The following is a 14,032-nucleotide window of genomic DNA, read 5'->3' on the forward strand; positions in this document are numbered from 1 at the left end:
GCCCAGCGCTCTCTGCCATGGATCACAAAGATACTTCTTTTACAAAGAAGCTCCCGTATCTACATAGCAATGGGATAGCCAGAGGAGGGCTCTTGTCCCTTACCTCTGGCTATTCCATAGTTGATTTACCGAGAGTAATAACCCGTGTTTAACTGAGGTAGTATATACCCACTTCGGTAGCAAGCAAAACAGACTTAGTCAAGCACGTGACGCTCGGCATGGTAAGACGAGCGAATGAGTGGACCACTCTCTATATGACGTAGCCCTCTCTCTAGTCCAAGCGTACGAAGGCGAGCGAACTGCTTTGGATGTACATATTCGACGACAGGTAAGTGCCTCCTCGTTGGCTGTAAGTATTGCCCGATGGTCATGATTGACACACCTACAGCATGAGCGTCATCGATGAGCTCCAACACTTCTTCCTCCGTCTCTCCTAGGCCTAGCATAATACCCGTCTTAGCTGGGATGCCACTCTCAGCGATACGCTTCAGCACAGAGAGGCTCTGGTCATATGTGGCGATGTGTCGTACCTCAGGTGTGAGACGTCGTATGGTCTCTAGATTATGTGAGATGATGCGTGGTCGACAAGCAATGATCTGATCCACATAGTCAAGCCTCCCGTTGAAGTCAGGGATAAGCACTTCGATTGTCACCTCTGGGGCGACACGACGAATTTCCTCAATAGTGCGAACCCAGTGAGCAGCACCGTAGTCCTCGAGGTCATCACGGTCTACACTTGTGATGACAGCATGTCGGAGGTTCATCTTCTTGATACTCTGAGCAACCTTCATTGGCTCCAGAGGATCAAGCGGTGCAGGAGTCTTGCTTGAGAGGGTGTTGCAGAAGCGACAAGCTCGTGTACATACTGCCCCTCCAATCATGAAGGTAGCTGTACCGGCACTCCAGCATTCACCTTGGTTGGGGCATTTCCCACTGTGGCAAATGGTGTTTAGCCCATGCCCCTCGATGGTTTGCTTGGTATCAGTAAACGTAGAGTTATCGCCAAGGCGTATCTTGAGCCACTCAGGCTTACGTACACGCACCACGGTGCGCTTAGATGCTCTTGCTTGTTCCTCCTGCATAGTCAATATAAATGTCCCCTTAGGGCGAGCAACACTCACCCTAAGGGGAGCTATCATCAATTAAAGATTTGTCTGTAGGTAAGAGATCATCTTCTTGAAGAGGTGGTCTCGTGTCTTACCGCCATATATACTGTGGTTCTTGTCCGTGTAAAGAGCCATATCAAAAGGCAGGTCACGCTGGACAAGGAGCTCAGCGAAGTCCATGGCGTTCTGCACATGTACATTGTCATCTGCACTCCCATGAATTAACAAGAGCTTACCACGAAGGTTGTGGGCAACCTCTAGCACGGAGGAGGCTTTGTATCCATCTGGGTTCTCCTGAGGCGTACGCATAAACCGCTCAGTATAGATTGTATCGTAGAAACGCCAGTCTGTGACAGGAGCGACGGCAATCCCTACTTTAAACGTCCCATCTCCGTGGCACAGGCTCATCAGCGTATTGTACCCACCGAAGCTCCAGCCCCAGATACCGATGCGACCTGCATCGACATAGGGTAACTTCCCGAGGGCCTTTGCCGCCGCGATCTGGTCAGCACTCTCCTTCACCCCTAGACGAAGGTATGTGCACTTGCGCCACTCTTCTCCTCGTGCGCCTGTACCTCGACCATCCACACATACCACGATGAAGCCATGGCTAGCGAGCACCTGCTCCCATCCGTAACCATACTGATCAAGCACCTGCTGAGAGTCTGGACCACTATACTGAATCATCAGCACAGGATAGCGACGAGTGAGAGAGAAGTCATGAGGCTTCACAATCCAAGCATTCATGGCTTGTCCCTCTGCCCCTGTGAGCGTAATAAATTCCTTTGGAGAGACACGATATTCCCCGAGCCTCTGCTGTAGCTTTTGGTTATCCTCCAGCACACGAAGGGGCTTGAGGTTACCCGTAGCGTAGACAGCTGTCACCGTAGGGGTGGTGGTGTTATTAAAGGTGTTGATATAATAGGCGAAACTATCACTAAAGATTGCTTGATTTGAGCCCTGCCCAGGATGCAGTGCTGTACGCTTCCCCTTCGGATCTATGCGGTAGATGGAGCGACGCATTGGAGACTCATCAGCAGCTTGGTAGTATAGATTACCAGAGGCATCTGCGCCGTAGAAGTTCGTGACATCATAATGCCCCGAGGTCACTTGCCTCAGTAGCACACCCTTATCTGAATAGTGGTAAAGGTGGCGGAAGCCATCACGTTCACTCGGATAGATGAAGCCCGAAGGGATAAAACGGCTCCAGGTAACGTTGTGGCTATCGACATAGGTCTTGCTCTTGTCCTCTAGGATAAGCTTAGGTAGAAGGGTCTTATTCTGTACATAGAAAAGACGCAAATGGTTCTGCTGTCTGTTTAAGGTAAACACCGCCAGCTGTCCCTCACGCCCCACGAACTCGATACGAGGGATATAATAGGGAGCTCCGTCTCGGAAGTTCACCTCCTTGCGCGAGCGATCCACCACATTATATATGTGCAGTGAGACTCGTGAGTTAGGGGTACCAGCCTTCGGATACTTATAGGTGTAGGAAGTTGGATACTGCGAAGTGCCATACATGGGCATACTGTACTCCTGTACCTCCGTCTCATCCGTGCGCACGAAGGCTAGATAGCCACTGTCTTCGCTCCAGGATAAGAGGCGAGTCGTCTCGAATTCCTCTTCGTACACCCAGTCGGTAATTCCATTCATTACCTTGTTTCGCTCAGCATCGTTGGTTACCTGTACCTCAGTGTCAAACTCAAACTTCTTGATGAAAATATTCCCATCCCGCACGAAGGCCACCATCCGTCCATCGGGACTAAACGTAGGGATCATGACCTTACCCTTCGTCTCGCTTAGTGGCTCAACGCGATTACGTCTTACATCATAGTGATAGGCATTCCCCTTGTGTGAGCGGCGATAGATCTGCTCCTGGTCGGTGATGAGCAAGATATGATGTCCCTTCGGCTCTAGGCGGTAGTCATCAAACTTCTGGAACTCGCAGTCACGAGCCCGATCTACGCTGAAGAGTGTATCAATGAGCTTACCTGTGGCAAAGCTGTAGCGTAGGATCGCCTTATGCTGCGTATCCATCATCGTGTAGTGAAGGCCATCGCTCATCGAGCGCATCCCACGCCCTGCAGGTTGGGCAGCGAATTTACCAGAGTTGACCTCCTCGATCGTCATGGTACGTGTGCCTCTTTGGGCGAAGAGACTCCCTGCTCCGAGGCTGAGAGTGAGTAAGGATAATACAAGTAGTTTGCGCATGATTGCTATCTGTGTAATTTGTCTTTCGCAAAGATACTAAAAGGGATGATTAGCCACTTGTAGCCTCCTAGCTCGGACATGTAAGGGCGACCGCATCCCACAATGCCCGTGTCAGACAAATAACATGGCACGCTATGCCCTCCCAACAAACCTCTTCACCAATATCTAATAGGTCACTCCCTAATACTCACACAACAGTAAAAGCAAACCACAACCACAGGGAAAATCACCTCCAAAACAACCTCTACAAACCACTGACTATCAAACCACTACAAGGAAGGCTAAAAGCCCCTTCAACGAGTTACCATAAGTCGTCATAACGAGTTACTATAACTCGCTTAGGCGACTTACCATAACTTTTCATAGCGAGTTACCACAACTCTTCCGAGAGACTTATGGTAACTCGCTAACACCCCTCTTAAAACGACCTAAATAAAGGGGATATGAAGACTTCATTACTCATCAAGCAGAGAGCTCCATACGGGCCTTTTGACTTTCCTCTATCAAGCACCTCCCCCTTGCATTTTAGCTACCATACTTGTTGTACCTTTACCAACACAGAGACTACAAACAATGTATTTGTCTTGGAGCACTAAAGGACAGGAAATAGCGAGGAAATAATGAACGAATATCAGATTGGAGGGAAGACCATCACAGAGCACCTCCTGACGCTTGCAGAGCGAGGCAACCGCCCCTTTACCGAGAATCTACACCCTGGGATATCAGGTGTCCTCGGTGTACGTATCCCAGACCTTAGGAACCTGGCCAAAGCAATCGTGCGAAGTGGATCATGGCAGGACTACCTCACCGAGGCTGAGCGTGGGGCGAATAGCCCAGAGCAGGACTTCATGGAAGCACGAACACTACACGGACTGGTATTAGGGCTCATCCCTCATCCTGACCTAGAGGAGTACCTCAGTCGTGTAGCACGCTGGGTGAAGAGGATTAACTCTTGGTCCGTCTGTGATTGCTTCATCTTCTCGGGGCGAGATCGCTTCGTTTCCAAGCATTCAGACCGTATATGGCAGTTCTTACTTCCTTATCTTAATGAGGCTGGGGAGTATGAAGTCCGCTTTGGTGTCGTGGTGCTGATGCAGTACTTCATTGATGAGGAGCATGTGCTTCCTTTATTGCGTCACTATGAGGGAGTACAGCACGAAGGCTACTACGTGCGTATGGCTCTGGCATGGGCAATTGCGGAATGCTACATGCATTATCGCAAAGAGACATTACCATTTCTCACAGCACAGCGGTTCCCCGTCTGGGTACACAACAAGGCCATCCAGAAGGCATGTGAATCCTTTCGTGTCACCCCAGAGGAGAAAGCCACCCTCAGGTCACTGAGAGTAAAAGACTAGAGAAAAAGGAACCTCGCCTAACCTAAATGAACGAAGGTTGGGCATAATAAAAGCCACCAGACTAGGAGTGTCACTAGTCTGATGGCTTTATTTGGTAATGATGATGTCATACGCTAAGTTACCCTCATCTCCCATTAGTAAGGGAGGAAGGTCGCTCAGCGTCTACGGGGCTTAGTCGATGGCGTAGGTAGAGTTAATGGTGATGGTGGCTGTTTTCATCTTTGAGGTGGTGTTGAATGAGCCTCCCCAACTGTAGTCTTCATCACTATTCTGCCCTACAATCTGGAAGACCCCCATGCTGGAGCGCTGGAGCTTCCCAAGGCTCACTGATCCCCCTTCGGCAATGACCTTAGCACGATTGCGTGCATCCTCACTTGCATCCTTGAGCATCTGAATCTTCAAGTCATTCAGCTTGGTGTAGTAGTAGCGAGGTGAGCCAGATTCGATCTCAATGCCTCGGTTAATGAGTTCGGAGATCTGACGAGAGACGGCTTCGGTGGCATCAATATCCTTTGAGGTGATGGTGACACTCTGCGTGAGTGAGTAGCCACGGAAACGATAGTAAGAGCGACCATCAGAGTCTTCGTAGCGGTCACTTTCACGTGAGATACTTATGCTACTATAAGCAATGACATCAGCAGGGACTTTCTTACCCTCAAGAAAGGAAGCTACTGCCTCACGTTGCTCTTTCAGCTGACTGTAGGCTACGGAGAGATCAGAGGACTCTGCACTGAAGGAGGCAGACCAAACAATGAGGTCCGACTGGAAGTTGCGCTCGGCCATGCCCGTTACACTGACGCTCTTCTTGGACTGAGAGCGGAAGCCCTTCAACCCGCCCGAGAGTAGGGCAACGGCACCGAGGAAAATCAAGGCAACGAAGATAATCGTCGCATAGAGGAAGTTCTTGTTCATTGTCGCTATTCGTTTATATAGTGTACAGAAATGAGTTCATTACTTACCACAAATATATACCTTATCTACATACGTTAGAAGCATCCAGCTCACACCAGTGATAATTAGGTTGGCATGCCCCCTGATATTGTGGTGAGAATACCTAAAAAGCAAAGTAACCCTTACATACTCAATATAGCAGGAAGTAGCCACTTTACAGAATAAAGAAAGGAGTCATCAGGTTAAAACCTATCGTCATGATGTCTAGACGACCAAGATGATACTTCTAGCGGCTACTTATTTGCCTATTTCTTCTTAGTTCTTCTCATTGGATTTCCACACTTCACAAACGCCCTAGATACGAGGATTATGAAAGAGTTGTAACGACTTACCATAACTCGTCGAAACGAGTTACCATAACTCTCTTTGACGACTTACCATAACTCGTTGAAGCGAGTTACCACAACTCTTCGTGACGACTTATGGTAACTCGTCACCACTCGTTTATCTACCTTTCGTATTCCACTCTGTGTGAGCTCAGTATAAGTCCTAGCTAAAAGGGCTGAGGCATCTATACACAACTTACATTGACCACCAAAGGCAAACAACACCTCTGATGAAGGTAAAAAGTACCCTATCTTAGCACTCTATCTCTAAGTGACAATGCATAACCCTTCTGTTTTTATATACCGCATGCTAAAGCGTCGTATCTTTGCACTCGAATACAAAGAGTAAGATAGCTCATAGTGGCACAATATGGACTTTAGACTGACAGAGCAGTTTACAAACCTCAGTTACCTAGCAGTGATTGTGATAGGTCTACTGACCCTATTAGTGCGTACACTCTCGCCGAATATGTGGCCGCTGATATGGCTCAGCATGAAGTATCGGCATATTGGCTCTCTGCGCTCTCGTGTAGATAGGATCGTACCTATGTGGGCTTTTCGTACGCTCCTTTATCTGTTGGAGGGATTGGGCTACGGCTTTGTATTCTACCGCATCTTTACACTGATGGGGCTAATCCCTACGTCGGGGTATAACATCCTACTCTATGCCTTAGGGGGAGCTTCGCTAACGATCTTTGTCCTTACCCTCCTACATGCGAAGGTCTTTAACCTATGGCGGTACATCTTCTTCACAGGGGATAGTGGGGAACTACTAGATCAGGATTACCTCTTCCAAGACTGGATACGTGCAAGCATGGCATTCCCCCTCGCCCTTATAGCCCTCCTCCCGATCCCAACACAGTATGTATTATACTCCGTACTAGCCATTATCTTCACCACTGAGCTTGTGACGCTATGGAACATAATGCGCAGATTAAGGCAGGTGGCAGGCGGCTACCTCCTTCTTTTTTTGTACCTTTGCGCCTACGAAATCATTCCATTCCTATATATCATAGGGGCAGGAATCTATTTGACGAGGAGTGATCTCCTCCCGAATTTGTTTCAATGAGTATCAAGAAGATTCTAATCACTCAACCTAAGCCTGAGTCAGGTAAGTCTCCATACTACGACATCGCCTCACGCTATGGTGCCGTAGCTACATTCCGGGCGTTCATCGAGGTGGAGTCCGTCACTACTCGAGAGTTCCGCAACCAGAGGGTAAACATCCTAGATCATACGGCGATTGTCTTCACCTCACGCAAGGCTATGGAGCATTTCTTCGGCCTCAGCGAGGAGCTTCGGGTTTCGATACCTGACGACATGAAATACTTCTGTATCAACGATCATGTAGCCAACTACCTGCAGAAGTTCGTCGTCTACCGTAAACGTAAGGTCTTCTTCCCCGAGCAAGGTGGACAAGTAGAGCTGGTAAACTTGATGGGCAAGCACAACAAGGAGACGTTCTTCCTCCCCATGGCAGAGGATCACAAGAACGACCTCATAGAGCAGCTCACAGCCAAGAAGCTCCTTTTCTCCCATGCAGTGATGTACCGCACGATCAGCGCAGAGTTCTCCGTAGCAGAGAAGAAAGAGAAGTACGACATGATGATCTTCTTCAGCCCTGCTGGTGTAACATCCCTCCTACATAATCACCCAGACTTCAAGCAGGGTAAGCTCCAGATCGCTGCCTTTGGCCCTGCTACCTGCAGTGCTGTAGAGCAGGCTGGCTTACGCCTGGACCTTGCGGCTCCCACACCAACAGCCACCTCTATGGCTATGGCTCTGGACACCTATCTAGAGCAGCAGAACAAGTAGGTATACGCCCCCTTGTGTAGCACCTCTTCCCCCCTTCGCTATACGCTAGATAAGAAAGAGCGTCTGCATCTCAAGCGAGATGTAGATGCTCTCTTTGCTTCTGGCCAAGCCTTCATAGCCTATCCTCTACGTGTCATCGTAGATATTCGCCCCATCGTAGAGGGGGAGCAAGCTGGATGTGCCATATTGGTCGTCGTAGCAAAGAAGTACTTCAAGCGAGCCAACAAGCGCAATCGTGTGAAACGACTCATCCGAGAGTGCTATCGTCTGAACAAACATCCGTTAATCCACTTGGCTGAGGAACGTGGAGTACGCGTACATATAGGTCTACTCTCCGTAGCAAAAGAGCTTCCCAGCTACCATGAGGTAGAGCGTGGTATGCTCAAAGCTCAAGCACGTATCGAGACGCTACTTACAGATGAGTGGAAAAAGGACAACGAGATATGAGACGCATCATACAATGGGTAAGAACGCTCTTTATGTGGCTCCTCCTCTTGCCTATTTACTTCTATAAAGTAGCAATCTCGCCACTCACTCCTCCCTCCTGTCGCTACACTCCCTCCTGCTCGACCTATGCCGTCGAAGCTATTCGCAAGCATGGGCCACTGAGGGGGCTCTACCTCACCGTACGACGTATCCTACGTTGTCACCCCTGGGGAGGTAGTGGCTACGATCCCGTGCCCTAGTAAGTGACGATATGATGGATACGTCAGCACCTTACATCAACCTGCACACGCACCACACTCCACAAGCGACAGAGGACTGCCGAGTGATTGTGAGCCATAGCCTCCTGGAGCACTCTTCCTTCTCCGAGCATCCTCACATCTACTACAGCCTTGGACTTCATCCTTGGGATAAAGAGACACTCACAGAGGCTTCCCTTACGGAGCTGGAGCAAATACTGCAGACTACACCACGCATAATTGCCCTTGGGGAAGCTGGACTTGATCGTGTTTGTACCACAGATTACAGCCTCCAGCTTCGCTTCTTTGAGCGACAGATAGAGCTGAGTGAGACCCTGCGACTTCCACTCATCATTCACCTAGTCAAGGCACAGGATGAACTACTCAGACTACACAAGCTCTACCACCCTACATGTCCATGGGTCATCCATGGCTTCCGAGGTAAGGCACCAGTGGCAACACAGCTCCTAGAGAAAGGAATATACCTAAGCTTCGGTCGACATTTCCATCCCGAGAGCCTCACCCTTGCCCTAGAGCAAAAGCGAGCCTTCTTAGAGACCGATGATCTCCCCAACCTATCAATTCAAGAAGTGTACACCCATGCTTGCCAAGCCCTCTCTCTTGAAGAACTGACGCTGCGTACCGAGCTCTACCAACAAGCTCAACAGCTCTTTAAGGTGTCGTGAGACAACAACAAGAAAGAAAAGAAACCCACAGAGGGCATACACCCAACCATAAGCAAAAGAAAACTCCATCTGAGCCTCTCTTGAGTCACTCTGATGGAGTTTTCTTTCACTATTTATATCCGCTCCTCCCTCTAGGCTTCGCAGGATCAGTCATTGGGTAAGCTCCTAATAGCTCCACTATGAGCAAATACTATCCTTCAATGAAGTACCACATTATCTGTTTTTGAAATACACCAAGCCCCTAACCTTGTTTACTCATGAGAGCAAATACTTATTCCTTAGGGAAGAGGGCAGAGAGAATTGTCTTAGTTGCACCTCGCTGCGTAGCGAAGTAAGCTTTAGCTCGCTCAGAGAGAAGCTGGGCTTCCATTGGATCATCAAACCGAGAAATGAGCATCGAGAGTTCACTTTCGGTATGCAAGATGAAGCCTGCGTCATGCTGACAGAGCTCCCTCACCTCTCGGTGTTTATGGATCTCTGGGCCAAAGAAGACAGGGATACCATAGACTGCTGCCTCCAATGTATTATGCACGCTCTTTCCAAAGCCTCCCCCGACATAGGCGTAACGGCCATAACGATAGATCGAGGAAAGAAGGCCGAAGCAATCAATGATGAGACAGTCGTAATGCCCAATCTGTTCGCCTCGCTGAAGCGCAGAATAGCGCACTGAGAGCCGCTGGAGCTTGGTCTCAATAGAGCGCAGATGCTCCTCGTGTATCTCGTGTGGTGCAATAATCAGCTTGAAGTCTTGGGGTGCCCCATTGAAATAGGGAAGGAGTATCTCTTCATCCTCGGGCCAAGTGCTTCCAGCCACAAGGACTCGCCCTTCGAGACAGGAAGCCTCAGGGATATCTTTAGCCTCTTCAGCAATCTCAAAGACTCGATCGAAGCGTGTATCCCCCGTGACACTAACCTCCTCCACACCGAACTCATGCAATAGCTCTTTCGAGGCTTCATCCTGCACAAAAAGATGACGAAAGAGAGAAAGTAGCCGCAGATACCATCCTCCCCAAGGGCGGAAGAAGAGCTGATCTCTACGGAAAATGGCTGAGACTAGATAGGTCGGGATGCCTCGATTAGACAAGGCATAGAGCATCGTCGGCCAGAAATCATACTTGATGAAAATAGCTAGGTCAGGATGCGCCAGCTCAAGGAAGCGACTCACCGAGGGCTGTCGATCAGAGGGTAGGTAGACGACTACATCAGCACCATCATAGTCATGGCGCACCGTATAGCCCGATGGACTAAAGAACGAGAGTAGGATTTGATACTCGGGATGCTCACGGCGTAATGCCTCCATCAGAGGGCGTCCTTGTTCGAACTCTCCCAATGAAGAGGCATGAAACCAAGCCACAGGTCGATCCTTCTGAAGCACACACAACCGCTCTGCCGTCATGCGTCTACCATCGATGATAAGACGTGCCTTGCGGTTGAAGGGTGCTACAAGATGAAGGACAGCGGAGGCAAGGATACCCGCGAAGCTATAGAGTGGGTTCATCAATCGAGGAGAGCGTTTAGCCAAGGACTTCAATAATACGAGCTAAGCGACAGAGCGTCTCCTCTCGCCCGAGCAGAGCAGAGATGTCAAAGAGATGTGGTCCCTTTGCTGCTCCTACCAGAGCTAAGCGGAAACAGTTCATCACAGCTCCGAGTCCATAGCCCTTTTCCTCTATCCAGGCCTTTACTGCCTGCTCGGTCTCCTCTGAGGGAAGAGCCTCAGGCAGAGTCAAGAGCAGATGAGAAAGCTCTCTCATCTGGTCAGCACTCTCAGCCTTCCATCGCTTGGATACCGTCTTCTCGTCATAGACTGTAGGTGCAGAGAAGAAATATATAATCTGCTCGAAGAGCTCAGGTAGGACCTGTGCACGCTCCTTAACCAAAGCGACGCAACGAGCCACACGAGGCGCATCAAAGGGATAGCCTGCCTCATCAAAATAGGGTCGGAGTAGCGAGGCAAGGCGATCATCCGATGCCTCTTGGATATAGTGATGATTGAACCACTTGCCCTTCTCATAGTCAAACTTAGCACCGGCCTTACTACACTTCTCTATATTGAAATGTTGCACCAGCTCCTCGAGGCTCATCACCTCACTATGGTCATTCCCAGGGTTCCAGCCAAGCAAAGCAACAAAATTCACTACGGCCTCAGGCAAATAGCCACTCTCCCGATAGCCCGATGACACTTCACCTGTCTTTGGATCCACCCAACGAAGGGGGAAGACAGGGAAACCTAAGCGATCTCCATCACGTTTACTGAGCTTACCATTGCCCTCTGGCTTCAGCAGGAGTGCTAAGTGGGCAAAGCGAGGCATGGTTTCCTCCCAGCCGAAAGCCCGATAGAGGAGGACATGCAGAGGAGAGCTAGGAAGCCATTCCTCCCCACGAATGACGTGTGAGATACCCATCAGATGGTCATCTACAATATTAGCCAAGTGGTAGGTAGGTAGGTCATCGGCACTCTTATAGAGCACTTTATCATCAAGCACGGAGCTATTGAAGGTCACACGTCCACGAATCATATCATCGACCTCAACCTCTAGCTCTGGCTCGATGAGGAAGCGGACGACATACTGAGTACCTGCCTTCAGGAGACTCTCTACCTCGTCCTTGGGTAGACTCAAAGAGTTGCGCATCGAGCCACGTGTCGTCGCATCGTACTGGAAGTTTGCCACACTACGTCGCTTAGCTTCCAGCTCCTCAGGAGTATCGAAGGCAATGTAAGCCTTCCCCTTGTCTAGTAGCTCTTGCACATACTTACGATAAATATCTCGGCGCTCACTCTGACGATATGGGCCACAGTCCCCGCCGTAGCTCACGCCTTCGTCAAAGCGTATACCAAGCCATTCCAAAGCCTCAATGATATAAGCCTCTGCTCCTGGAACGAAGCGTTGGCTATCCGTATCCTCGATACGTAGGAGCAGGTCTCCCCCATGAGCTTTAGCAAAGAGGTAGTTATACAGAGCTGTTCGTACCCCTCCAATATGGAGAGCCCCTGTAGGACTAGGGGCAAAGCGTACACGGACTTTTCGTTCAGACATATAAGATGTGTCGTTAATCTTGTTCTTATTGTAACTACCTTGTCTCCCTAGGTAGGAGAAGCTGCCACGAGCTGTGCTGAGAGAGCAAACGCTCCAGCTCCGATAAGGTGATTGGCTCTTCTCCCGCTTCATTCAATGGACAAGTGGGAGAGACAAGGGCTATAGTACCATTTATGAAAATCGTGCGCTCCGTTTCCTCTGTGAAAGGACGGATGTCTAATCCTCCACTAGGGAGACTTTGTACCGCTATCGAGCGAGTAAGGTAGCTTCCAACCCGTAAGTAGTGGCTGGCGTAATGGGGATGAGGAGGAGAGGAGTGCCTCGGGCTATAGGTCATCGGTATCATCGGTTATAAGAGGCTCCTCTTGCTCTTCCATAGATGGTGTAGGCTCGGAGATCGCTAGTGTCGTACGAGCGAAACTAAAGCTATCTACTGCTAGGAAGTGCCCTTTCAGGCTAGGAGCAAAGCCTCGCAAGCTCCCGTAGGCTGTACGCATCCTCTTCCCTGATGGTAGCTCTAGGGTAATCAGGTGAAGCCCCGAATGCTGAAGGGTCATTTGCTCTGAGATATGCGTGGAGTCAGCCAGATAAAGTTGTAGGCGAAGAACAAGAGGTTTGCTTCCCTTCACCCCTAAGCCAAGCACTCGAACAGCAAATGTAACTCGTGTATTTGCTTCATAACTCTGATTAGGTGTGTAGGCGAAGGTTCGTTCAACATATCGCCCTGCTGGATAGTAGCTCACACTATCAGGCAATAGGTTTACCGAATCTATATCCCCTGCACGCCAACGCCAGAGTCTATTCTGGACGCTATCTAGACTATCCACCTTACGCTTGAGTGGGGCTTGCCTGCTGGTGAGGTCATTTAGCGCATACTCATAGATCTTGGTATAGTTCTCCAACTCATGCGTACTGTACCAGACAAGGGAGCTATCCCAGTCCTGTAGAGTGAGGCCATGCCGTGCTAGCAGAGCCTCATAACCAATAATACGCAAACTATCCGACAGTCCCTGCTCTGAGAACGAAGCCTCCGCCATAGCCATCTCACCCATGATACTCTGCATGGTGCGGACGTCTACTCGCTTCCAGCCTTGGGAGCGACAACCTATCCCAACGCAGATCACGAGGAATAGGAGTGAAAGATAGGCTAGGAGCTTCGGTCGCATGAAATGGACATCCGCGGGCATGGCTAAGCTTCTGGGGGAGTAGAGGAAGAATGCTTCTTCTTTTGAAGCAGCTCTAGGGCTGTGGTGCAGGTCTTACGGTAGAAGAGGAGCAAGGCAAGCACCCCAGTGGTGATGCAAGAGTCGGCGAAGTTGAAGATCGGACTAAAGAAGATAAAGGGTTCACCTGCATGGATAGGGCTCCAACTGGGATAGGTTGTCCGTATGATTGGGAAGTAGAGCATGTCTACGACCTTACCTTGTAGGAAGTCCCCATAGCCCTGCCCCCAAGAGACCAGCTGTGCCACCGACCCATGGCTTGAGGTGAATACCTCTCCGTAGAAGAGGCAGTCTATGATATTACCGAAGCCTCCTGCTATGACGAGTGAGAGGCAGAGGTAAAAAGGTAGGCTGAACCGCCCTGTACGGATAATCCTGATGAGGAAGTATAGGCCTGCACTCATGGCTAGGATACGGAAGAGTGTCAGTAGGAGCTTACTCCCAATAGTAATCCCGTACGCCATCCCCTCGTTCTCCACGAAGTAGATCTTGAACCACGAGGTGATCTCGTGCATCTCACCCTCGATCATCGTCGTCTTGACCCAGATCTTAGTCACTTGATCAATGACTAGAAGTAGGACGACAAATGCGAGGCAGATAAGTAGGTTGTTCCTTGTACCCTTGCCTTCGGTCAT

The 14,032-nt window shown here is 49.8% G+C and carries 13 protein-coding genes; 6 read left to right on the forward strand and 7 right to left on the reverse strand.

What is annotated here, in order from left to right; translation table 11 throughout:
• Nucleotides 1-194: 194 nt before the first annotated feature.
• Together lipA and HMPREF0636_RS00080 are read right to left on the reverse strand one after the other, a co-directional pair.
• Nucleotides 195-1,082: a lipoyl synthase gene (gene lipA, locus HMPREF0636_RS00075; RefSeq protein ID WP_044167558.1), complete on the reverse strand. Its 888-nt coding sequence runs from the start codon at nucleotides 1,080-1,082 to the stop codon at nucleotides 195-197.
• A gap of 60 nt (nucleotides 1,083-1,142) precedes the next feature.
• Entirely contained in the window at nucleotides 1,143-3,317 is a 2,175-nt protein-coding gene (locus HMPREF0636_RS00080; protein WP_044167561.1) for a S9 family peptidase, read from the reverse strand.
• A gap of 620 nt (nucleotides 3,318-3,937) precedes the next feature.
• Here HMPREF0636_RS00080 and HMPREF0636_RS00085 point away from each other — a divergent pair.
• Nucleotides 3,938-4,675: a DNA alkylation repair protein gene (locus HMPREF0636_RS00085; RefSeq protein WP_044167563.1), complete on the forward strand. Its 738-nt coding sequence runs from the start codon at nucleotides 3,938-3,940 to the stop codon at nucleotides 4,673-4,675.
• A gap of 171 nt (nucleotides 4,676-4,846) precedes the next feature.
• On the opposite strand, the gene HMPREF0636_RS00090 is transcribed toward HMPREF0636_RS00085, so the two are convergent.
• The gene (locus tag HMPREF0636_RS00090) at nucleotides 4,847-5,587 is read right to left on the reverse strand and encodes an SIMPL domain-containing protein (protein ID WP_044167565.1); all 741 of its coding nucleotides are present in this window, start codon (nucleotides 5,585-5,587) and stop codon (nucleotides 4,847-4,849) included.
• A 735-nt stretch (nucleotides 5,588-6,322) separates the two neighbouring features.
• Between HMPREF0636_RS00090 and HMPREF0636_RS00095 the strand changes: the two genes are divergently transcribed.
• The 5 genes from HMPREF0636_RS00095 to HMPREF0636_RS00115 are packed head-to-tail and all read left to right on the forward strand — an operon-like array spanning nucleotide 6,323 to nucleotide 9,136.
• A complete protein-coding gene (locus HMPREF0636_RS00095) occupies nucleotides 6,323-7,021 on the forward strand; it encodes a DUF4271 domain-containing protein (RefSeq protein ID WP_044167566.1) in 699 nt (232 codons plus the stop codon).
• The gene (locus tag HMPREF0636_RS00100) at nucleotides 7,018-7,767 is read left to right on the forward strand and encodes a uroporphyrinogen-III synthase (protein WP_044167568.1); all 750 of its coding nucleotides are present in this window, start codon (nucleotides 7,018-7,020) and stop codon (nucleotides 7,765-7,767) included. Before HMPREF0636_RS00095 ends, HMPREF0636_RS00100 begins: the two co-directional genes overlap by 4 nt.
• A gap of 12 nt (nucleotides 7,768-7,779) precedes the next feature.
• Nucleotides 7,780-8,214 (forward strand): ribonuclease P protein component, encoded by a 435-nt coding sequence (locus HMPREF0636_RS00105; protein ID WP_044167569.1) that lies wholly within the window; start codon nucleotides 7,780-7,782, stop codon nucleotides 8,212-8,214.
• On the forward strand, nucleotides 8,211-8,453 hold the full coding sequence (gene yidD / locus HMPREF0636_RS00110; protein ID WP_044167570.1) for a membrane protein insertion efficiency factor YidD: 243 nt from the start codon (nucleotides 8,211-8,213) through the stop codon (nucleotides 8,451-8,453). Before HMPREF0636_RS00105 ends, yidD begins: the two co-directional genes overlap by 4 nt.
• Before the next feature lie 11 nt (nucleotides 8,454-8,464).
• Entirely contained in the window at nucleotides 8,465-9,136 is a 672-nt protein-coding gene (locus HMPREF0636_RS00115; RefSeq protein ID WP_052328664.1) for a TatD family hydrolase, read from the forward strand.
• 271 nt (nucleotides 9,137-9,407) lie between these two features.
• On the opposite strand, the gene HMPREF0636_RS00120 is transcribed toward HMPREF0636_RS00115, so the two are convergent.
• The 4 genes from HMPREF0636_RS00120 to HMPREF0636_RS00135 all read right to left on the reverse strand — a co-directional run bounded on the left by HMPREF0636_RS00120 (nucleotide 9,408) and on the right by HMPREF0636_RS00135 (nucleotide 14,032).
• Complete coding sequence (locus HMPREF0636_RS00120) at nucleotides 9,408-10,634, reverse strand: 3-deoxy-D-manno-octulosonic acid transferase (RefSeq protein ID WP_044167573.1); 1,227 nt, start codon at nucleotides 10,632-10,634, stop codon at nucleotides 9,408-9,410.
• Nucleotides 10,635-10,650: 16 nt separating this feature from the next.
• Entirely contained in the window at nucleotides 10,651-12,174 is a 1,524-nt protein-coding gene (gltX, locus tag HMPREF0636_RS00125) for a glutamate--tRNA ligase (RefSeq protein ID WP_044167640.1), read from the reverse strand.
• A gap of 326 nt (nucleotides 12,175-12,500) precedes the next feature.
• On the reverse strand, nucleotides 12,501-13,340 hold the full coding sequence (locus tag HMPREF0636_RS00130; protein ID WP_162147881.1) for a DUF4296 domain-containing protein: 840 nt from the start codon (nucleotides 13,338-13,340) through the stop codon (nucleotides 12,501-12,503).
• Between the two features lie 23 nt (nucleotides 13,341-13,363).
• Nucleotides 13,364-14,032 (reverse strand): lipoprotein signal peptidase, encoded by a 669-nt coding sequence (locus HMPREF0636_RS00135; RefSeq protein WP_044167577.1) that lies wholly within the window; start codon nucleotides 14,030-14,032, stop codon nucleotides 13,364-13,366.

Source organism: Porphyromonas catoniae ATCC 51270 (assembly GCF_000565015.1).
Classification (GTDB): Bacteria; Bacteroidota; Bacteroidia; order Bacteroidales; family Porphyromonadaceae; genus Porphyromonas; species Porphyromonas catoniae.

Excerpts from the sequence above, each read along its gene's own strand:
- gltX (WP_044167640.1), bottom strand. The coding sequence starts at position 12,174 with ATGTCTGAACGAAAAGTCCGTGTACGCTTTGCCCCTAGTCCTACAGGG.
- HMPREF0636_RS00080 (WP_044167561.1), bottom strand. The coding sequence starts at position 3,317 with ATGCGCAAACTACTTGTATTATCCTTACTCACTCTCAGCCTCGGAGCA.
- HMPREF0636_RS00100 (WP_044167568.1), top strand. The coding sequence starts at position 7,018 with ATGAGTATCAAGAAGATTCTAATCACTCAACCTAAGCCTGAGTCAGGT.
- yidD (WP_044167570.1), top strand. The coding sequence starts at position 8,211 with ATGAGACGCATCATACAATGGGTAAGAACGCTCTTTATGTGGCTCCTC.
- HMPREF0636_RS00135 (WP_044167577.1), bottom strand. The coding sequence starts at position 14,032 with ATGACCGAAGGCAAGGGTACAAGGAACAACCTACTTATCTGCCTCGCA.
- HMPREF0636_RS00120 (WP_044167573.1), bottom strand. The coding sequence starts at position 10,634 with ATGAACCCACTCTATAGCTTCGCGGGTATCCTTGCCTCCGCTGTCCTT.
- HMPREF0636_RS00085 (WP_044167563.1), top strand. The coding sequence starts at position 3,938 with ATGAACGAATATCAGATTGGAGGGAAGACCATCACAGAGCACCTCCTG.
- HMPREF0636_RS00095 (WP_044167566.1), top strand. The coding sequence starts at position 6,323 with ATGGACTTTAGACTGACAGAGCAGTTTACAAACCTCAGTTACCTAGCA.
- HMPREF0636_RS00115 (WP_052328664.1), top strand. The coding sequence starts at position 8,465 with ATGATGGATACGTCAGCACCTTACATCAACCTGCACACGCACCACACT.
- HMPREF0636_RS00130 (WP_162147881.1), bottom strand. The coding sequence starts at position 13,340 with ATGCGACCGAAGCTCCTAGCCTATCTTTCACTCCTATTCCTCGTGATC.
- HMPREF0636_RS00090 (WP_044167565.1), bottom strand. The coding sequence starts at position 5,587 with ATGAACAAGAACTTCCTCTATGCGACGATTATCTTCGTTGCCTTGATT.
- lipA (WP_044167558.1), bottom strand. The coding sequence starts at position 1,082 with ATGCAGGAGGAACAAGCAAGAGCATCTAAGCGCACCGTGGTGCGTGTA.